Below are 18,175 nucleotides of genomic sequence, written 5' to 3'. Positions count from 1 at the left end.
ATGAGCATCAGCATCAACGGGCAACAACGCAGAATCGGGCTCGCTTTGTCCGGGGGCGGCTTCCGGGCGGCAGCCTTCCATCTGGGGGTCATGCGAAAGCTGCAGAGCCTCGGACTGTTTGCATCCATTGACCTGCTGTCATGCGTGAGTGGCGGCAGCATCGCAGGTGCCTTTGTGGCGCTGAACTGGGGCAAGGCATCGGTCCTGGATGAGCTTGAAAACTACCTGGCCACCCGCTCCATCGCCGTCAGCTCCGTCATCGGCGGCATTCTTGATCCGTTCGAGAGTCGCCTGGACAAGCTGGCCGGCACCTATGACCGCGACCTCTTCAAGGGGGCCAGGTTGAGCGCGCTTCGCGGCGGGCCGCGGATCTATCTCAACGCCACCAACCTGGCGACCGGTAACATGTTTTTCTTTGTCGCCGGGGGCGCCGGTCCGGAAGAGATGGGGGAGCATGAACTTGGTGTCGTGCCGGGCCCCGATTTCAGCCTGGCAAGAGCGGTTGCCGCATCGTCTGCGTTTCCGCCTGTGTTTCCGCCGCTGCGACTTGAGTCCCCGGAATACATCCCGGCCTCTCAGGTCGACTATGTCACGCTGGCCGATGGTGGTGTTTACGACAACATGGGCGTGAATCCGACCCTGCGTGCACGCAACGCGCTCGACTACCTGATCGTCAGCGATGGTGGCAAGCCTTTTGCCAACGATGCACAGCCTACCGAGTCCGGCGCCATGGTTTTGAAGGCGGCGCTCGACATCATGATGGAACAGATCCGGGGGCTTGAGTTCGACCGCATGGAGCATCGGCATAAGGCCGGGCTCGGGCCCAAGCCCATGTGGTTCTCGATCGACAGCGTGGTCGGGCAAGCGCAAGACGGTGATGCGCAGTTTGCCGGTTCCATTGCGACAAATCTCATGGCGCTCAATGCGGCGCAAAGAGCGGTGCTGATTCGCCACGGCGGTGCCCTCGTGGAATCACGCATCAGGGGCTACGCGCCCGAGCTGATTCAATAAGCCGGGCGATAGCTCAAAGGACGGCCTTGCCCGTCGCGCAATCGGGACAGGAAGGAAACGTCACAGCGTTCAGGCGTGCACAAAGAAAACGTGGTCAATGAAGGCAGCTCCGAGCCACCAGTTGCGCCCAGCGTTTCCAAAGCGCTTGTTGACGGCGCCGGCTTGGCTCTGCAGCGGTTGATCGACATTGCCCGCGGCGTCGTGTTGAGCGGTGTTGCCTGTGTCTTCAGGCACGACGACGGTGATGTGACCGGGTCGGCCCTCGGCGGCGCGGTCGGCGCAAATGATGCCTATCCCGCCGCCGTTCGCCGTGCTCTGAAGTGCGGTCGCGTCGGCCACACGGCGCCAGCCGAACATCGCGCCGTAATCGAGCAGCCAGCGGTACAGGTCATCGGCGCGCATCTCGCGCACCGTGTCTGCGTAGGCCGCCGCGACGGCCTGGCCGGCAGCCATCCTCGCGATGGCGGGGCTGGTCCACCACACGCGCGGCAGGTAAGCTGCCGCCAGATAGCAGTAGTCGGCCGCGTAGACGTTACAGAAGGTCACGCCGTCCCGGCCCGCGTAGCGAGTGCTGTGTTCAACATCCAGCCAATCACCGATCGCGGCAAGCTGCTGCTTTCGCAAGGCGGCAACTGCATTTGGATCGCGTGTCGGCCGCCCGGCCTCGCCGATCGGCGAAGCCAAGCCGCCGGTCGATTGGCGCGTGGCCGAGCGGTTGTCTTCCTTCCAATGCACGGCCGCAATTTGTGGGTTCGGCGCCGGCGCCGGCGGCAGCCCAGGTGCGGCCTCCAGGAAACTCGCCTTGACGTGACCGATGAAGGTGGCACCATTCAGCGTCACACGCACGCGCACCCACCCCGGTGCCGACACACCGAGCACCCGCAGCAGCGTGCCATGCGGCAAGGTCGCGAGTGGCGTGTTGGCGTCGGCGGTCGGCACAAAGCGCAGGTTCAACTGGGTTGCGCTGACTTTCATCAGTTCGCCTTCTCCTGCCTGGACCTCAAAGCCCGCTGGCTGGAACTGACCGAACGCGGGCAGCGCGGTACAACGCTGCCAGCCGTTGCCGATGCTGCAAAGGTCCTGGTTGGTGACGAATTGTTTGACATCCCAGGCCGTATACGTTTTCGATTCGGCCCACCCGGTCGCCTCGGCGAGCCAGGTGAACTCAACCAGGCCGGCTTTCTTCAGCAGCCGGCACGTCAGGCCCGACCCATAGACGCCCAGCTTGTAGTGTGAAACCCCGCCAGACGCGGCGTCCAGCGCAGCGCGCACGCCCTTGAAATACGGCAGCACAAACTTCTTGATCTGCGCCGCGCTGAAATCGACATCGACCGCGAAGTAGATCGCGCTGCCGGCGGGCTGGCCGATCTGCCCGGCGCTGGCAAAGGCGCTGGCACCATCAAGCTGGCCGCGCGCCAGGTTGAAATCTTGGGTGAGCCGGGCACGGTCCTGGTAGACGACTGCAATCTGCAACCCGGCGCGCGCCATCTCGGCGGCCTCCTTCGGACGAAGTTGCTTTTCCGGCTGCTTCGTGGTGCGAGAGTAGTAACGGATCACAAAAGCCTTGCCAGCCGCCACCAAGCCGGTGGCCGAGCTGTCGCAGAGGCGGTTGGTGGAAATTCCCTCAAGCATGTTGCCTCCCTTATTGAACGCACCAGTGGCGTATGAAATGATCAATCTTGAACAGGTACTGCACTGCAGGAGAGAGCGTAGCCAATCCCGCTCAGCTGGGCAAGTGCTGAACCTCTCTTTGGGCGCTGCCGGCGTGACCATGAATTCCAGAAGTTGATCTTAGCCTTTTAGGCCTCTAGCCCCCGTTTAATATACGTTAGTAGCTATATATTTGATAGCATTTTGCTGTCGTGCCGAATGCGTCGAAACCTCGTCTTTTTATGTGCGGACCTGGCGCCACGTCGCCGTCTGCCATTCACGCTATAAACTGAAAACCCGCACACCTGTGTTTGCAATGCAGCAAGAACCTGCGCTAATGTTGCTTGCCCTGCGCGCTCCACCTCTTCTGAAAGGCTTTTGTATGAACACGTTGTTGTCCCGTCGCTGGCTGATCCGCTGCACTCCCATCCTGCTTTTTGCATCGGCCTCGGTATTTGCCCAGGCCCCTGTTCGCGTGGCGTCAAAAATTGACACCGAGGGCTCCTTGCTGGGCAACATGATGATTCAGGTGCTGGAGGCCAACGGCATCAAAACTGAAAACAAGGTGCAACTGGGTGCCACCAAAATCGTGCGCGGCGCCATCACCGCGGGTGAGATTGACCTGTATCCGGAGTACACCGGCAACGGCGCTTTTTTCTTTTCCGATGAAAAAAACCCGGCCTGGAAAAACGCCAAGGCGGGTTATGAGCTGGTGAAAAAGCTCGATGCCGACAAAAACAAGATCGTCTGGCTGGAGCCCGCCCCGGCCAACAACACCTGGGCCATTGCGCTGCGCCAGGATGTGGCCACCAGCAACAAAGTCAAGTCGCTCGCCGACCTGGGACCGTGGCTGGCCAAAGGCGGCCAGTTCAAGCTGGCCGCTTCAGCCGAATTTATCGAGCGCACCGACGCCTTGCCCGCGTTCCAGACCGCCTATGGTTTCAAGCTCAAGCAAGACCAGCTCCTGACGCTGGCCGGCGGCGACACCACCGTGACCATCAAGGCTGCCGCCCAGCAGACCTCGGGCGTCAACGCCGCCATGGCCTATGGCACTGACGGCGCAATCGCCGCTTTGGGACTGGTGGTGCTGGACGACCCCAAAGGCATTCAGCCGATCTACGCGCCGGCACCGCTGATCCGGGCGGAAACGCTGGCACGCTACCCGAAGATCAAGGACCTGCTCGCACCGGTTTTCAAGACACTGGACGGCCCGACGCTGCAAGCGCTCAACGCAAAAATCGCGGTGGAAGGGCAAGACGCCAAAAAAGTGTCCGCCGATTACCTGCGGGCCAAGGGCTTCATCAAGTGACACGCCGCGGCGTTGCTGCGCTGTAAGGCCACGCGATTGATGGAATGGTCAAAAACCGCGTAGTGGCTGTGCTGGTCCTGGCTGGCCTGGTTGCGGCGCTGGGCTTGCCATTTTTGACGCACGCGCCCAATCGACTGGCCGCTGGCACCGGTATACCGCTGGCGCAACTTGTCAGCGCCACAGCGGGCCACCCCATCGGCTCCTGGCTGGCCTGGCTGGTCTTGCTGCCCGCCCTGCTGTTGGTGGTGGCCATTTTCACGCGCCCGACGCGCAGCACACAGATGATTGTTTGCCTGGCGGCAACGCTGCTGCTGACCGGCCTGGCGGGGCTGGCGGCGGAACACGCAACGCAACTGGCAGACCAGTCGGGCGCGATCGCCCGCACGTCCCTGGGCGGCGCGTTCTGGCTGCTGGCCGTTTTCAGCTGGCTGGCGGCGGCCGACGCGATACAGCGGCTGGCCTTGAAGCCGAGCTGGCGCCTGCTTGGCGCCGGCGTCGTCATCGTGCCGCTGGGGCTGCTGCTTGGCGGCGGCGCGTTCAAGGATTTGTCGCTGCTCAAGGAATACGCCAACCGGCAGGACGTCTTCACTACGGCGCTGTGGCAGCATGTGCAAATTGTGCTGGCCAGCCTGCTGCCCGCGTTGCTGATTGGCGTGCCGCTGGGCCTGGCCTCAAACCGGTCGCGCGCGCTGCGCCCGCCCTTGTTTGCCGCGCTCAACGTAATTCAAACCGTGCCCTCGATTGCGCTGTTTGGCTTGCTGATGGCGCCGCTGGCGCTGCTGGCAGCCAGCGTGCCGGTGCTGGCCCAACTGGGCATCAAGGGCATAGGCCTGGCCCCGGCCGTGATTGCCCTGACGCTGTACGCCCTGCTGCCGGTCGTGCGCAGCACCGCCGCCGGGCTGAGCCAGGTGCCGCAGCCGGTGATTGAGGCGGCGCGCGGCATGGGCTTGACGGCGCGGCAGATTTTCTGGCGCGTCGAGCTGCCCCTGGCCTTGCCTATTTTTCTCTCGGGGCTGCGCGTGGCCATGGTCCAGACCATTGGCATGGCGGTGGTGGCGGCCTTGATTGGCGCGGGCGGTTTCGGCGCCATCGTGTTTCAGGGTTTGCTCAGCGGTGCGCTCGATCTGGTGCTGCTCGGCGTGCTGCCGGTGGTGGCCATGGCCGTGGCGGTGGACGCCTTGCTCAAGGCCCTTGCCCTGGCGCTGGAGCCCGACAATGATTGAACTGCAGCATGTCTCCAAAGGCTTCAACGGCGTGACAGTCTTCGACGACCTGAGCCTGCACATTGCGCGCGGCGAGTTCACCGTGATTCTGGGCAGCTCGGGCTCGGGCAAATCCACCTTGATCAAGATGATCAACCGGCTGCTGGAGCACGACAGCGGCCGCATCACGTTTGCCGGTGACGAGATTCGCAGCTTTCGGCCCGAAGACCTACGGCGCCGCATGGGTTACGCGATCCAGTCGGTCGGGCTGTTTCCGCACTGGAGCGTCGAGAAAAATATTGCCACCGTGCCAACGCTGCTCAAATGGCCGCCAGGCCGCATCCACGACCGCGTGACGGAGCTGATGACGCTGCTGCAACTTGACGCAGAGCTGTACCGCAAGCGTTATCCACACCAGCTCTCGGGCGGCCAGCAGCAGCGCGTGGGCGTGGCGCGGGCACTGGCGGGCAACCCCGAAGTGCTGCTGATGGACGAGCCGTTTGGCGCGCTCGACCCGGTGACGCGGGCCGCGCTGCAGCTGGAGATTGCACGCATTCACAAGGCGTTTGACAAGACCATTGTGCTGGTCACGCACGACATTGACGAAGCACTCAGCCTGGCCACGCGCATCGTCTTGCTCGACCAGGGGCGCATCGTGCAAAGCGGCACGCCGCTGCAGATGCTCGCAAGCCCGGCCAATGACTTCGTGAGCGATTTTTTTGGCCGCGGCGATGTCGGCATCAAGCTGCTGGGCCTGCAAAGCGTGGCCACGCGCCTGCGGGCGGGTGAGTACGCCGCGGGCGCGCCGGTGTTGGCGAGTTCGAGCTTGCGTGAGGCCTTGTCGATGTTTTTGTCGCGCCGGGTGGACCGCTTGCCGGTGGTGGACGGCGACGGCCAGGCCCTGGGTGTGATTGACTTCTCTGACCTGCTGGACCTGCGGCCATGAGCGGCGCAGCGCCTGTCAGTGCCACTGGCCGTGCCTGGGCGCGCGATCCCTTGCCGTGGGCCTTGGCTGCCTTGCTGCTGCTGGTCTTTGGCATGGCGTGGCTCAAGCCCCTGTTTGCCGCGCTGTTTCCGGCGCTGGAGCGGCCGGTGTACGCGCAGGACAGCTTTTTGGGGCTGACGCTGGCGCACCTGAAAATCGTCGGTCTGTCCAGCGGTTTTGCCGTCATCGTCGGTGTGGCCGCAGGGATTTTTGCCACGCGGGCCGGCGGACGCGAGTTTCGCCCGCTGATTGAAACCGTGGTGGCCGCCGGGCAGACCTTTCCGCCGGTGGCGGTCCTGGCGGTGGCGGTTCCCGTGGTGGGTTTTGGCGAGGCGCCGGCCCTGATCGCGCTCGCCCTGTATGGTTTGCTGCCGGTGCTGCAAAGCACTCTGGCCGGTATCGCTTCGGTGTCCCCGGCGGCGCGCGAAGCCGCTGAGGGCCTGGGGCTGAGCCCCTGGCAGCGCCTGCTGCGCGTTGAGCTGCCGCTGGCCGCCCCCGTGATTCTGGCGGGCGTGCGCACCTCGGTCATCATCAATATCGGCACCGCCGCCATTGCCTCGACCGTCGGCGCCAAGACACTGGGCCTGCCGATCATTGTGGGCCTGAGCGGTTTTAATACCGCGTATGTGCTGCAGGGCGCGGTGCTGGTGGGTTTGCTTGCGGTGGTAACCGACCTGGGTTTCGAGCGGTTGGTGCAGCGGCTGGGACGCTGGCAGTCAGCGCAATAACCCACCCAGCGCAGCTGACGTCCATTGCAATACCCGCGACAACAAAAGGGTGTCACGGCCACCGCCGGCTCAGTCGGCCAGTCGAAGTTAGCTATCATTTAGATAGCTACTTGCTCAGTACCTATAAGGGCTACAGCCATTTTTGTTCAATAAATTCAGCTGATCTCCGGCTAGCAGGCTGCGCCGTCGCGCGACGGCGAAGTCGGGCCCAAGGTCGGCTTGTTCATAAGGTATAAAATAAATAGACCTTATAGATTCGAGCATCAAAGGAGTTCCAAAAAATGAGATTCCAACATCAATGTTCAAACCTGCCCAAGCCCGGCGCGCGCCGTTCCAATGGCCCAACAGGAGTTGCATCATGACCATCACCCTCACGCCAGCAGCGGCCAGGCAAATACGCTCGCAAATTGCCAAGCGCGGCAGTGGCCTGGGCTTGCGCGTCGGCGTCAAAAGCGTCGGCTGCTCGGGCTTTGCCTACACCTATGAACTGGCCGACGAAGTGCGGGCCGACGAGCAGCGCTTTGAAGCCCACGGTGCCGCGCTGCTGATCGCCCCGCAAAACCTGCTCACCCTCAACGGCGCCAGCCTCGACTTTGTCACCGAGGGGCTCAAGCAGAGCTTCCAGTTTGACAACCCCAACGTTGGCACCACCTGCGGCTGCGGCGAGAGCTTCAGCCTGAAGGCGGGCGCTGGCAAAGGAGTCCCTGCATGAGTGCCGTCTTGCAAAACCTGGTCAATCAGCCCTACAAGCATGGCTTTGTCACTGATATTGCGTCCGATGTGGCGGCCAAGGGCCTGAGTGAAGACACCATCCGGCTGATATCAAACAAGAAGAACGAGCCCGAGTGGCTGCTTGAATTCCGCCTGAAGGCGTTTCGCCACTGGCTCACGATGACCGACCCCAGGTGGGCCAACGTCAAACATCCGAAGATCGATTTTCAGGCCATCAGCTACTACGCGGCACCCAAGCCCAAGGCGAAGCTCAAGAGCATGGACGAAGTCGATCCCGAGTTGCTGCGCACCTTTGAAAAACTCGGCGTGCCGATGCACGAGCGCGCGGCGCTGGCGGGTGTGGCGGTGGACGTGATTTTTGACAGCGTCTCTGTGACCACCACCTACAAGGCCAAGCTGGCCGAGGTCGGCATCATTTTTGGGTCGATTTCCGAGGCGGTGCAAAACCACCCCGAGTTGGTCAGGCAATACCTCGGTAGCGTGGTGCCAGCGGCCGACAACTACTACGCCGCGCTTAATTCGGCGGTGTTTACCGATGGCTCTTTTTGCTTCATCCCCAAGGGCGTCAAGTGCCCGATGGACCTGTCCACCTACTTTCGCATCAACACCCAGGACACCGGGCAGTTCGAGCGCACCCTGATCGTGGCCGAAGAGGGCGCCTCGGTGTCTTACCTCGAAGGCTGCACCGCGCCCCAGTTCGACACCAACCAGCTGCACGCAGCCGTCGTTGAACTGGTGGCGCTGGACAACGCCGACATCAAATATTCAACGGTGCAAAACTGGTACGCAGGCGACGAAAACGGCGTTGGCGGCATCTACAACTTCGTCACCAAGCGCGGCCTGTGCCGGGGCGTCAACTCGCGCATTTCCTGGACCCAGGTGGAAACCGGATCGGCCATCACCTGGAAGTATCCGTCGTGCATTCTGATGGGCGACAACTCGGTGGGCGAGTTCTATTCAGTGGCGGTGACCAACCACCACCAGCAGGCCGATACCGGCACCAAGATGATCCACATCGGCAAGAACACCCGCAGCACCATTGTCAGCAAGGGTATTTCGGCCGGCCAGTCGAGCAACAGCTACCGCGGCCTGGTCAAGGTGATGCCGGGTGCCGATGGCGCGCGCAACTATTCGCAGTGCGACTCGATGCTGGTGGGGGACAAGTGCAGCGCCAACACCTTCCCCTATATCCAGGTGCGCAACCAAAGCGCCCAGGTGGAGCATGAAGCGTCCACCTCAAAAATTGGTGAAGACCAGATGTTTTATTTCGCGCAACGCGGCATCGGTGCCGAGGAAGCTGTCTCGATGATCATCAACGGTTTTTGCAAGGACGTGTTTCGCCAGTTGCCGATGGAGTTCGCGGTCGAAGCCACTAAATTACTCGGGTTCAAGCTTGAAGGGAGCGTAGGATGATTGTTCAAAATAGCCAGACACTGCTGGAGGTGCGCGACCTGTGCGCCAGCGTCAGCGGGACCGAAATTCTCAAAGGTCTGAACTTCACAGTGAAGCGCGGCGAGGTTCACGCCATCATGGGGCCGAACGGCTCGGGCAAGAGCACCTTCGCCAAGGTGCTGGCGGGCCACACGGCGTACCAGGTCACGGGCGGGGAGGTGCTGTTTGAAGGCAAGAACCTGCTGGAACTGGCCCCTGAAATGCGCGCCCGGGCCGGTGTTTTTCTGGCCTTTCAGTACCCGATCGAAATCCCCGGCGTGGGCAACAGCCAGTTTTTGCGGCTGGCCTACAACACCGTGCAGGCTGAACGTGGTCATGACGAGCTGGACCCGCTTGAGTTTGACGACCTGGTGCGCGAGAAGATGAAGCTGTTGGAGATGAGCCCCGAGTTTCTGGAGCGCAGTGTCAACGAAGGCTTTTCTGGCGGCGAGAAAAAGCGCAACGAGATTTTGCAGATGGCGCTGCTGGAGCCCAGCCTGGCCATCCTGGATGAAACCGACTCGGGCCTGGACATCGACGCGCTGCGCGTGGTGTCGCAAGGCGTCAATCACCTGGCCAGCAAGGACAACGCCATTGTGCTGGTCACGCACTACCAGCGTCTGCTGAACTACATCGTTCCCGACTACGTGCATGTGATGAGCGCCGGGCGCATCATCCGCACCGGCGGCAAGGAACTCGCGCTCGAACTCGAGGAACGCGGCTACGACTGGATCGAGGCCGAAGCAGAGGCCGCAGGGGCCCTGTCATGAGCACTGAAACCGCCGTTGCCCGAGGCGTTCTGGACAGCCTGCTCGCCAGTCTGGCGCAAGCACCCGGCAGCTTGGCGCCAACGACGCTGGAATGGCTCAAAGCGCTGCGTGCCCAGGCGCTGGAGCGGGTCGGCGCACTCACGCTACCCACTCCGCACGACGAAGCCTGGCGCTTCACCAACATTTCAGCGCTGACCCGGCAATCGTTTCATCCGCTGCGCACGCCGACCGCGTTGCAGGCGGGCGACATCAAGCGGTTTCATATTGAAGAGGCGACGACCCGGCTCGTTTTTGTGGACGGCGTCCATGCGCCGCAGCTCTCCAGCATCACCGCTGAAGCTGGCGTCGTGGTCAGCACCTTGTTGTCAGCCCCTGCAACGCAGACCGCCAGTATGGCGGCGCATCTCGGCCAGCACGCGCCCTTCCACGATGCGCTGTTCCCGGCGCTCAACACCGCCGTCCTGCATGACGCTGCGGTGGTCATCGTGCCGCGCGAGACCTCGGTTGCGACACCGGTGCATTTGCTCTTCCTCTCAACGCAGCCTGACCTTGCCAGCCACCCGCGCGTCCTGCTGGTGGCCGAGAGCGGTAGCGCAGTGACGGTGATTGAAGACTACGCAGCCTTGCACGATGGCGCGTACTTCACCAACGCGCTCGCTGAGGTGGTGTTGGCTGCCAACGCGCAGGTCGAACATATCCGCGTGCAGCGCGAGAGCGGCCAGGCCTTCCACATGGCCAGCTGCGCCGTGTCGCTTGGGGCTGCGAGCCGCTATCACTCGGTCAGCATTGCACTGGGCGCACAGATTTCCCGGCTCGACCTCAGCGTTGCGCAAACCGCCGACGCGGCGGAATGCTCTCTCGACGGATTGGCGCTGATCGGTGCGGAGCACCTTGCCGACACGCACACCTTCATCGACCACGCCAAGCCGCACGGCGTCAGTCGCCAGTTGCACAAATGCATCGTGGGCGGCGCCGCGCATGCGGTGTTTAACGGCCAGGTGATGGTTCGCCCCGGCGCTCAAAAGACAGATTCGGCGCAATCGAGCCGCAACCTGCTGCTCTCGGGCAAGGCGCAGGTTGATACCCAGCCGCAACTCGAAATTTTTGCCGACGACGTGAAATGCACGCACGGCGCCACCGTTGGCCAGCTCGACAGCGAGGAAGTTTTCTACCTGCAAAGCCGCGGCTTGTCAGAGCGCGTGGCGCGCAATCTGCTGACCTACGCCTTTGGTGCGGAGGTGATCAACCGCATTCCGGTCGCGTCATTGCGCCGGCAGCTGGAACAGACGGTGCTTGAACAGACCACGGGCCAGCCATGAACACAATGCAAACGTCGCCCCCAAGCAACACGCTAGTCGCGTTTGAAGTGGAACGCATCCGCGCCGACTTTCCGATCCTCAAGCTCACGGTGGCGGGAAAACCGCTGGTCTACCTGGACAACGCGGCATCCAGCCAGATGCCGCAAGCCGTGATCGACCGCTTGGTGCGCTACCAGACCAGCGAGCACGCCAACATTCACCGCGCCGTGCATTATCTGTCCGAGACCGCGACCGCCGCTTACGAGGCGGCGCGCGCCCGGCTGCAATACTTCATCAACGCGCGCGAAGCACGCGAAGTGATCTTCACCAGCGGCACCACCGAAGGCATCAACCTGGTGGCGCAGGGCTGGGGCCGCCAGAACATCGAGGCGGGCGATGAAATCATTTTGAGCGTGCTGGAGCACCACTCGAACATCGTGCCGTGGCAAATGCTGGCGCTGGAGAAAGGCGCCACAATCCGCGTGGTGCCGATGAACGACGCGGGCGAACTGCTGCTCGATCAGTACGAGGCGCTGTTCAACGAGCGCACCCGCCTGGTGAGCGTCGGCCATGTCTCGAACGCGCTGGGCAGCATCAACCCGGTGAAAAAAATGATCGCTTTTGCGCACGCGCGTGGCGTGCCCGTGCTGGTCGATGGCGCGCAGGCCGCGCCGCACTTGGTGGTGGACGTGCAGGATCTGGACTGTGATTTTTATGCCTTCTCGGGCCACAAGCTGTGCGGCCCGACTGGTATCGGCATCCTGTACGGCCGCGCCGCGCTGTTAGAGGCGATGCAGCCGTTCAAGGGTGGTGGCGACATGATCCATACTGTCAGCTTCGAGAAGACCACTTACGCCCCGATACCCAACAAGTTCGAGGCCGGCACGCCGCCGATTGCCGCGGCCATCGGCCTGGGTGCGGCTGTGGATTACCTCTCCAGCATTGGCATGCCAGCCATTGCCGCGCACGAGCATGAGTTGCTGCGTTATGCCACCGAACAGATGGGTGCGCTGCCCGGCGTACGCCTGATCGGCACCGCGCACGACAAGGCGGCCGTGCTGTCCTTTGCCGTGCAGGGCATCCACCCGCACGACATGGGCACCTTGCTCAATCAGGAAGGCGTGGCCGTGCGCACCGGCCACCACTGCGCGCAACCGCTGATGGCGCGCCTGGGCGTGGTCGCCACCTCACGAGCCTCCTTTGCGTTTTACAACACGATGGCTGACGTGGACGCGCTGGTCGCTGGTATTCGCACCGTTCAAAAGGTATTCGCATGAGCGCAGATCCCAAGGCCCTGTACCAGGAAGTGATCCTGGACCACAACCGCAAGCCGCGCAACTACGGCGAGCTCGATCACCCCAGCCACCATGCCGAAGGGGTGAATCCGCTCTGCGGCGACCACATTCACGTCGCGCTGGAGCTCAAAGGCGACACCGTCGAGCGCATCGCCTTTCACGGCGAATCGTGCGCCATCTGCAAGGCGTCGGCGTCGATGATGACGGTGGCGGTCAAGGGCAAGAGCGCGATCGAGGCCAAAACGCTGATTCACGAGTTTGTGGATATGGCGACCGGCCGCATCGTCGCGAACGAGGGCCCTCACATCGGTAGATTGGCGGTCTTTTCTGGCATCAGTGAGTTGCCCATGCGCGTGAAGTGCGCCATTTTGCCGTGGCACACACTGCAGGCCGCGTTTAATGCTGAGCCCAGCACGTCGACCGAGGCTGAGGCTGACCCGATGCACGCGCCCTTGGGCGACGCGTGAGGCAAATCGCTTAAATGACAGGACAACAAAATGCCAAAGATCGCTGACATCGAAGACACGCCCAACCCGAACGCGAAGAAGTTCGTTTTGCGCGAGCCGCTCACCTGGGGTATCGCGCATTCGTACGAGAACGCGGAACAGGCCCAGGGCGACGCACTGGCGCGCGCGCTGTTTGCCATCCCTCACGTGACCAACGTTTTTTATGTGGATCGCTGGCTCACCGTGACGCAAGACGGACAGGCCGACTGGGAGATTTTGCTTCGTCAGATTGCGCCGCCCTTGCGGGGCACCCCCGCCGCCAGTGAACAGTCGGCTGCCGCCGTTTTCGAGGCGCGCGCCAGCGTGGCGGATTTGAGCGCAGAAGACCGCCAGCGGCTCGACGACATCGAGCTGGTGCTGGATCAGGAGATCAGGCCCTATCTGCAAAGCGACGGCGGCGACCTGCATGTGCTGGGCCTGACCGGCAATCAGCTTATCGTGCACTACCAGGGCGCATGTGGCACCTGCCCGAGTTCGATTTCCGGCACCCTGCAGGGCATTGAGAATCGCTTGCGCACCCTTGAACCTGACATCGAAGTGATCGCCGCCTGATGCGGCAACACGCATCAACCTCCTTAGAGAGTCCAACATGCGCCTGACTACGATGAGCGACTACGCGATGCGCCTGCTGATGTATGTCGGCCAGCATCCCGATCGCCTGTGCACCATCTCGGAGGTGGCGCGCGCTTATGAAATTTCCGAGGCGCATCTCACCAAAATAACGCATCAATTGGCCCTGGCGGGCTGGCTGGAAACCGTGCGCGGCAAGGGCGGCGGCATGCGGCTCGCCGCAAGCCCGCAAGACATTGGCTTAGGCGCCGTGGTACGCAGCATGGAGCCGGATTTCACCATTGTTGAATGCCTCACCAGCGACACCACGTGCCAGTTGACCAGCAGCTGCCACTTGACCGGCATCATCAATGGCGCACTGCAAAGCTTCATGCAGTACCTTGACCGCTACACGCTGGCTGACCTGCTGGCGCCAGGCACCGAAGGCCATACGAAGGTTCAGCCCCTGACCTTTCACAAGCGACCAAGCGCAGCGATCGCGTGACAAGCTGTGTTCACGCCTCATACCCACCATTTGTCGCCACCGAGCCCCCCATGATCCAGAAATCCATCGACTCATCCGCCGCCAAAAGCGAACTTCAAGCCGTGCTGTTCGAGGGTATTCACCCGTCTGCAGTCGAGGCGCTGGAGCAAGCTGGCTACACGCGCATCGTGACGCATGCCAAGTCACTGTCCGGCGACGAACTGCTGGCAGCCATTGCCGATGCGCATTTTGTCGGTGTGCGCTCACGCACCCAACTCACCGCCGAAGTTCTGCAGCACGCGCGGCGGCTGGTTGCCGTCGGCTGCTTTTGCATTGGCACCAACCAGGTTGACCTGAAGGAAGCCATGCGCTTAGGCGTTCCCGTCTTCAATGCCCCGTTTTCCAACACCCGCAGTGTGGCCGAGCTGGTGCTGGCGCAGATCATCATGCTGATGCGCGGCATTCCGGAGAAGAACGCCATCCTGCATCGCGGTGGCTGGGTCAAGAGCGCGGCCGATTCTTTTGAAGTGCGCGGCAAGACGCTGGGCATCATCGGCTATGGCCACATCGGCACACAAATCGGCGTGCTGGCCGAGCAACTCGGCATGCGCGTGATATTTACCGACATCGAGGCCAAGCTGCCGCTGGGCAACGCGCAGCCCATGAGCAGCCTCGAAGCACTGCTGAGTGCGGCCGATGTCGTCACCCTGCACGTGCCTGAAACGCCGCAGACAGCCCTCATGATCGGCGCGGCGCAACTGGCTGCCATGAAGCCGGGCAGTCACCTGATCAATGCGTCGCGCGGCAGCGTGGTAGACATTGAGGCGCTCACAAAGGCGCTGGAGAGCAGGCATCTGCACGGCGCCGCCATTGATGTTTTTCCGATCGAACCGCAAGGCAACGATTCAGCCTTTGTCTCGCCATTGACGCGCTTTGACAACGTGATCCTGACTCCGCACATTGGCGGCTCCACGCTTGAGGCGCAGGTCAACATCGGCACGGAAGTCGCTGCCAAGCTGATTCGCTACAGCAGCAACGGTTCCACCACGTCGGCCGTCAACTTTCCCGAAGTGGCACTGCCCGCCCACACCGGGCGCAGCCGCTTGCTGCACATTCACCACAACGTGCCTGGGGTCATGGCGCACGTCAACGAGCGATTGTCAGAGGCAGGCATCAACATCGCGGCGCAGTACCTGAGCACCAACGAGGAAGTCGGCTATGTGGTGATCGACGTGGACAGCGCGGCGAGCCAGGTGGCACTCGATGAACTCTGCGCGGTGCCGGAAACCATCCGTTGTCGCATTTTGTATTGATCGCCATGAATATTCTTTGGCCAAACGATGAACAAAAAATTTCCAATACATCCCGCTAAACCGGAACGTGTTTGCTGGGGTTGCGACCAATACTGCTCAATCGATTCGATGGCATGCTCGAACGAGCGTTCACCACACCCGGTGGAACTTTTTGGTGAGGACTGGCTGGCTTGGGGTGATAACCACCAGCACGATCAAAAACCGGCGGATCCACCCATCAAGCCAGGCAACGAATTTCAAAATCAGACCAACAAGTGAGCGTTTCCCATAGGCTCAGAGCAGGCCTTGCTCGGTGGCAATGACAGCGGCGTGCACGCGGGAACTGACGTCGAGTTTGCGCAAAATGTGCTGCACGTGAATCTTGACGGTGGTTTCTGCAATACCGTGCTCGCGGCCAATTTCCTTGTTGCTGGCGCCACGCGCAATGCCACGCAATATGTCGCGTTCGCGCGGTGAAAGGCTGGCCATGGCGGGGCCGGCACTGACGGCCGGGGGCTGCGATGTGCCGATCCCGGGGACTTCTTTACTTGTCCCCCGATAGGCGGCGACCAGCTTGTTCATCATCTCGGGCGCCACCACGCTGTCGCCCTGCATGGCACGCACGATGGCGGCAGTCAGGGCATCGCCTTCGATGGTTTTAAGGAGATACCCGGCGGCGCCGCCGCGCAGGGCCGCCGCCAGGTCGTTTTCATCTTCGCTGACAGTCAGCATCAGGATCACGGTGTTGGGTGCGGCTTCACGCAGGGCGGGCAGGGCGTCCACGCCGTTGACGCCTGGCAAGTGGTTGTCCAGCAGGATCAGGTCTGGTTGCATTTCCTGCGCCTTGCGCAACGCCTGGCCGGCATCCGCCGCATCCCCAATGACACATAACTGGGGATCGCGCGCCAGAAGCGCTGTCAGGCCCCGGCGAAACAAGGTGTGATCGTCAACGACCAAAATGCGAATCGGTTGGGGAGAGACTGTTTGCATGAGGTTTCAAGCCTGAATCGAAGCCACTGGTTTGACTTTGGCCATGGGGTGTGCAGGAAGCGGCAATGTCAAAATGACCGAGCTGCCATGCGACGGCGTAGAAATGACATCAAGTTCAGCACCAATGCGCTGCGAGCGCTCCGACATGATACGCAGACCCACATGTGTTTCGTCGAGGGGGTCATCGCCCAGGTCAAAGCCAATTCCGTTGTCACGCACTTCAAAACGCCAGGCGGGGAGTTGCTGCACATCGAGCCAGACTTGTGACGCGTGGGCGTGCTTGCGCACGTTGGAGAGTGCCTCCTGAATGATATGCAGCACCTGTATTTGCAGGTCGGGTAATAGTGGCATGCCTTGCCCCTGCATTGCCAGCGTCGCCTTGATGCCACTCTGGTGCTCAAACTTGCGCAGGGTGGTGGCCAGTGCCGGCTCAATATCCTCGGCATTGGTTCGGGTTCTGAAATGCAGCAGCAACTCACGTACGTCACCATAACTTTCACGCACGCCAATATCAATTTCTTCCAGTACTTTTGCAATTTCTACCGGGTCGCTGGACTTGATGGCATCGCGCATCAGTTGCACCTGAATTTTCAGAAAAGCCAGTGACTGGGCGATCGAGTCATGTAGTTCCCGGGCCAGCAGGTGGCGTTCCTGCGATACGGCCGCTTCCATTTCAAGGGCATTGAGACGCAGGTTTTCCATACCGCTGGCCAGATGGCTGCTCAGTGCTTCCAGCAGGGAACGCTCCGGCAAAGTCGGATTGACGCGTGCGTGGAAGAACAAATCGACCTCTCCCATCAAACGTTCATGCAGACGCACGGGAAGTGTGACCAAGGTCTCAAAGCCGGCTCTGGCGCAATGTTGCAGCGATGATCCGGCGATATTGCGGATTGGAATCACGTTCAGCCCGGGTTCCGCTTTGGCGGCACCACAATGACAGTCGCCGGTGTAGATGCACTGCTCAGCATCCACCATGGAGACCGGCAGGCCGTGGGCAGCCAGAATCAGGTGGCGCTGGTTGGCCTGATTTGACCAGCGCAGGGCAACCCCGTCGGCGCGGGCAATCCGTGCCAGAGTTTTGGCAAATCCTTGCGCAAGCGCCTCCAGTGAAGTGGCGTTGCTCACCAGGGCAGTGACTTCATAGAGACTCTCCAGGCGTGCAGTCTTTTCTTGCAACTGGGCGGTCTTTTCAGCGACTTTGCTTTCCAGGTTTTGGTACATGGACTGCAGATGTGCAGCCATGTCATTGAACCCATCGGCCAGGGTGCCAAACTCGTCACTGGTGACGCGCTCAACCCGGGCGTCAAAATTACCTGACTGGATGTTTTCAATCGCCTGTTTGAGTTGGCTCACCGGCTCCAGCACGAAGAGATAACCGGTGTAAAGCAACACCGCCGCTCCCAAGATCACCAGTGCCAGCATGCTGATCTGCAGCAAATGCAGCAGGGCAGTCCATTTGGCAATATGCGCCTCGATGCTGCTCACGAAGGCATCAATGTGGGAGGCAAAGGCCACGGTCTGCGCCCGCAAGTCAGTCAAGACGCGTGGCTGGCCTGCAATCCAGCGGGCTTGATATTGGGACCAGTCTTGCTCGATAACGGCAAACCGCGCTGTCGAGGTGTCGTCCCACGACACAAACAAAGGTCGATCGGGGTCACCATGGCGCAAGGTGGCCAGACTGCGGTCAAATTCTGTGGCCAGCGCGGTCAGCTCTCTGGTTTCGCCGGTGCCAATAGCCAGAGACATGCGGTAAGACTGCATTCGCATGCGGCCGGCCTCATTGACCGCAGCGGCGCCACCATCAAGCTGCCAGGAAACCCACAGCGTTGCCACGGTAGAAATAAAGACCAGCAGCAGAAAGGGCGCCCCCACCAGCATCAACTTGGCGCCCAGACTCCAATGCCTTACGTGTGCCATATGGCGTTGCCTGCTGCGCGTCTGTC

Annotated in this window: 18 protein-coding genes; 15 read left to right on the top strand and 3 right to left on the bottom strand. The window is 61.7% G+C overall.

The genetic code is table 11. From position 1 onward, the window contains the following. Window positions 1-1,011 carry a patatin-like phospholipase family protein gene (locus tag WA157_RS03190; RefSeq protein WP_011464146.1) on the top strand — a complete coding sequence of 337 codons (1,011 nt, stop codon included), beginning with the start codon at window positions 1-3 and terminating at the stop codon, window positions 1,009-1,011. Between the two features lie 69 nt (window positions 1,012-1,080). Here the strand turns inward: WA157_RS03190 and WA157_RS03185 are convergent, their stop codons facing one another. Beyond that, complete coding sequence (locus WA157_RS03185) at window positions 1,081-2,643, bottom strand: glycoside hydrolase domain-containing protein (RefSeq protein ID WP_422619576.1); 1,563 nt, start codon at window positions 2,641-2,643, stop codon at window positions 1,081-1,083. A gap of 400 nt (window positions 2,644-3,043) precedes the next feature. On the opposite strand from WA157_RS03185, the gene osmF reads away from it, so the two are divergent. The 14 genes from osmF (at window position 3,044) to WA157_RS03115 (ending at window position 15,521) form a co-directional block, all read left to right on the top strand. Then, the gene (gene osmF / locus WA157_RS03180) at window positions 3,044-3,970 is read left to right on the top strand and encodes a glycine betaine ABC transporter substrate-binding protein OsmF (protein ID WP_422619575.1); all 927 of its coding nucleotides are present in this window, start codon (window positions 3,044-3,046) and stop codon (window positions 3,968-3,970) included. 44 nt (window positions 3,971-4,014) lie between these two features. Next, window positions 4,015-5,193 carry an ABC transporter permease gene (locus WA157_RS03175; protein ID WP_422619574.1) on the top strand — a complete coding sequence of 393 codons (1,179 nt, stop codon included), beginning with the start codon at window positions 4,015-4,017 and terminating at the stop codon, window positions 5,191-5,193. Then, on the top strand, window positions 5,186-6,118 hold the full coding sequence (locus WA157_RS03170) for an ABC transporter ATP-binding protein (RefSeq protein ID WP_422619573.1): 933 nt from the start codon (window positions 5,186-5,188) through the stop codon (window positions 6,116-6,118). Before WA157_RS03175 ends, WA157_RS03170 begins: the two co-directional genes overlap by 8 nt. Further along, window positions 6,115-6,885, top strand: coding sequence for an ABC transporter permease (locus tag WA157_RS03165; protein ID WP_422619572.1), 771 nt, complete (start codon window positions 6,115-6,117; stop codon window positions 6,883-6,885). Before WA157_RS03170 ends, WA157_RS03165 begins: the two co-directional genes overlap by 4 nt. A gap of 358 nt (window positions 6,886-7,243) precedes the next feature. Further along, window positions 7,244-7,597 (top strand): HesB/IscA family protein, encoded by a 354-nt coding sequence (locus WA157_RS03160; protein ID WP_422619571.1) that lies wholly within the window; start codon window positions 7,244-7,246, stop codon window positions 7,595-7,597. Next, on the top strand, window positions 7,594-9,030 hold the full coding sequence (gene sufB / locus WA157_RS03155) for a Fe-S cluster assembly protein SufB (RefSeq protein WP_422619570.1): 1,437 nt from the start codon (window positions 7,594-7,596) through the stop codon (window positions 9,028-9,030). Before WA157_RS03160 ends, sufB begins: the two co-directional genes overlap by 4 nt. Then, window positions 9,027-9,818: a Fe-S cluster assembly ATPase SufC gene (sufC, locus tag WA157_RS03150; protein ID WP_422619569.1), complete on the top strand. Its 792-nt coding sequence runs from the start codon at window positions 9,027-9,029 to the stop codon at window positions 9,816-9,818. Before sufB ends, sufC begins: the two co-directional genes overlap by 4 nt. Next, window positions 9,815-11,137 (top strand): Fe-S cluster assembly protein SufD, encoded by a 1,323-nt coding sequence (sufD, locus tag WA157_RS03145; protein WP_422619568.1) that lies wholly within the window; start codon window positions 9,815-9,817, stop codon window positions 11,135-11,137. The genes sufC and sufD overlap by 4 nt, the downstream gene beginning before the upstream one ends. A 5-nt stretch (window positions 11,138-11,142) precedes the next feature. Next, window positions 11,143-12,393 carry a SufS family cysteine desulfurase gene (locus WA157_RS03140; protein ID WP_422619603.1) on the top strand — a complete coding sequence of 417 codons (1,251 nt, stop codon included), beginning with the start codon at window positions 11,143-11,145 and terminating at the stop codon, window positions 12,391-12,393. After that, a complete protein-coding gene (gene sufU / locus WA157_RS03135) occupies window positions 12,390-12,878 on the top strand; it encodes a Fe-S cluster assembly sulfur transfer protein SufU (RefSeq protein ID WP_422619567.1) in 489 nt (162 codons plus the stop codon). The genes WA157_RS03140 and sufU overlap by 4 nt, the downstream gene beginning before the upstream one ends. 30 nt (window positions 12,879-12,908) lie before the next feature. Continuing rightward, window positions 12,909-13,469 (top strand): NifU family protein, encoded by a 561-nt coding sequence (locus WA157_RS03130; RefSeq protein WP_422619566.1) that lies wholly within the window; start codon window positions 12,909-12,911, stop codon window positions 13,467-13,469. A 37-nt stretch (window positions 13,470-13,506) separates the two neighbouring features. Next, window positions 13,507-13,971 (top strand): RrF2 family transcriptional regulator, encoded by a 465-nt coding sequence (locus WA157_RS03125; RefSeq protein ID WP_422619565.1) that lies wholly within the window; start codon window positions 13,507-13,509, stop codon window positions 13,969-13,971. Window positions 13,972-14,021: 50 nt separating this feature from the next. After that, window positions 14,022-15,263, top strand: a complete 1,242-nt coding sequence (gene serA / locus WA157_RS03120) for a phosphoglycerate dehydrogenase (protein ID WP_422619564.1) — start codon at window positions 14,022-14,024, stop codon at window positions 15,261-15,263. A 27-nt stretch (window positions 15,264-15,290) separates the two neighbouring features. Continuing rightward, a complete protein-coding gene (locus WA157_RS03115) occupies window positions 15,291-15,521 on the top strand; it encodes a DUF3079 domain-containing protein (protein ID WP_422619563.1) in 231 nt (76 codons plus the stop codon). A gap of 15 nt (window positions 15,522-15,536) precedes the next feature. Here WA157_RS03115 and WA157_RS03110 read toward each other — a convergent pair whose 3' ends face one another. Both WA157_RS03110 and WA157_RS03105 read right to left on the bottom strand, forming a co-directional pair. Next, window positions 15,537-16,232 (bottom strand): response regulator, encoded by a 696-nt coding sequence (locus WA157_RS03110; protein WP_422619562.1) that lies wholly within the window; start codon window positions 16,230-16,232, stop codon window positions 15,537-15,539. Window positions 16,233-16,238: 6 nt separating this feature from the next. After that, window positions 16,239-18,149, bottom strand: coding sequence for a type IV pili methyl-accepting chemotaxis transducer N-terminal domain-containing protein (locus WA157_RS03105; protein ID WP_422619561.1), 1,911 nt, complete (start codon window positions 18,147-18,149; stop codon window positions 16,239-16,241). Window positions 18,150-18,175 lie beyond the last annotated feature (26 nt).

This window comes from Rhodoferax ferrireducens (genome assembly GCF_049302455.1).
Classification (GTDB): Bacteria; Pseudomonadota; Gammaproteobacteria; order Burkholderiales; family Burkholderiaceae_C; genus Rhodoferax; species Rhodoferax ferrireducens_B.
Note: the sequence above shows the minus strand (reverse complement) of the source record. Positions and strands in the feature narration are given on the sequence as shown.

Coding starts and splice junctions, on each gene's coding strand:
- WA157_RS03105 (WP_422619561.1), bottom strand. CDS start 18,149: ATGGCACACGTAAGGCATTGGAGTCTGGGCGCCAAGTTGATGCTGGTG.
- WA157_RS03165 (WP_422619572.1), top strand. CDS start 6,115: ATGAGCGGCGCAGCGCCTGTCAGTGCCACTGGCCGTGCCTGGGCGCGC.
- WA157_RS03170 (WP_422619573.1), top strand. CDS start 5,186: ATGATTGAACTGCAGCATGTCTCCAAAGGCTTCAACGGCGTGACAGTC.
- WA157_RS03125 (WP_422619565.1), top strand. CDS start 13,507: ATGCGCCTGACTACGATGAGCGACTACGCGATGCGCCTGCTGATGTAT.
- sufU (WP_422619567.1), top strand. CDS start 12,390: ATGAGCGCAGATCCCAAGGCCCTGTACCAGGAAGTGATCCTGGACCAC.
- sufB (WP_422619570.1), top strand. CDS start 7,594: ATGAGTGCCGTCTTGCAAAACCTGGTCAATCAGCCCTACAAGCATGGC.
- WA157_RS03185 (WP_422619576.1), bottom strand. CDS start 2,643: ATGCTTGAGGGAATTTCCACCAACCGCCTCTGCGACAGCTCGGCCACC.
- WA157_RS03110 (WP_422619562.1), bottom strand. CDS start 16,232: ATGCAAACAGTCTCTCCCCAACCGATTCGCATTTTGGTCGTTGACGAT.
- WA157_RS03140 (WP_422619603.1), top strand. CDS start 11,143: ATGCAAACGTCGCCCCCAAGCAACACGCTAGTCGCGTTTGAAGTGGAA.
- WA157_RS03160 (WP_422619571.1), top strand. CDS start 7,244: ATGACCATCACCCTCACGCCAGCAGCGGCCAGGCAAATACGCTCGCAA.
- sufD (WP_422619568.1), top strand. CDS start 9,815: ATGAGCACTGAAACCGCCGTTGCCCGAGGCGTTCTGGACAGCCTGCTC.
- WA157_RS03190 (WP_011464146.1), top strand. CDS start 1: ATGAGCATCAGCATCAACGGGCAACAACGCAGAATCGGGCTCGCTTTG.
- serA (WP_422619564.1), top strand. CDS start 14,022: ATGATCCAGAAATCCATCGACTCATCCGCCGCCAAAAGCGAACTTCAA.
- WA157_RS03175 (WP_422619574.1), top strand. CDS start 4,015: ATGGTCAAAAACCGCGTAGTGGCTGTGCTGGTCCTGGCTGGCCTGGTT.
- sufC (WP_422619569.1), top strand. CDS start 9,027: ATGATTGTTCAAAATAGCCAGACACTGCTGGAGGTGCGCGACCTGTGC.
- WA157_RS03115 (WP_422619563.1), top strand. CDS start 15,291: ATGAACAAAAAATTTCCAATACATCCCGCTAAACCGGAACGTGTTTGC.
- WA157_RS03130 (WP_422619566.1), top strand. CDS start 12,909: ATGCCAAAGATCGCTGACATCGAAGACACGCCCAACCCGAACGCGAAG.
- osmF (WP_422619575.1), top strand. CDS start 3,044: ATGAACACGTTGTTGTCCCGTCGCTGGCTGATCCGCTGCACTCCCATC.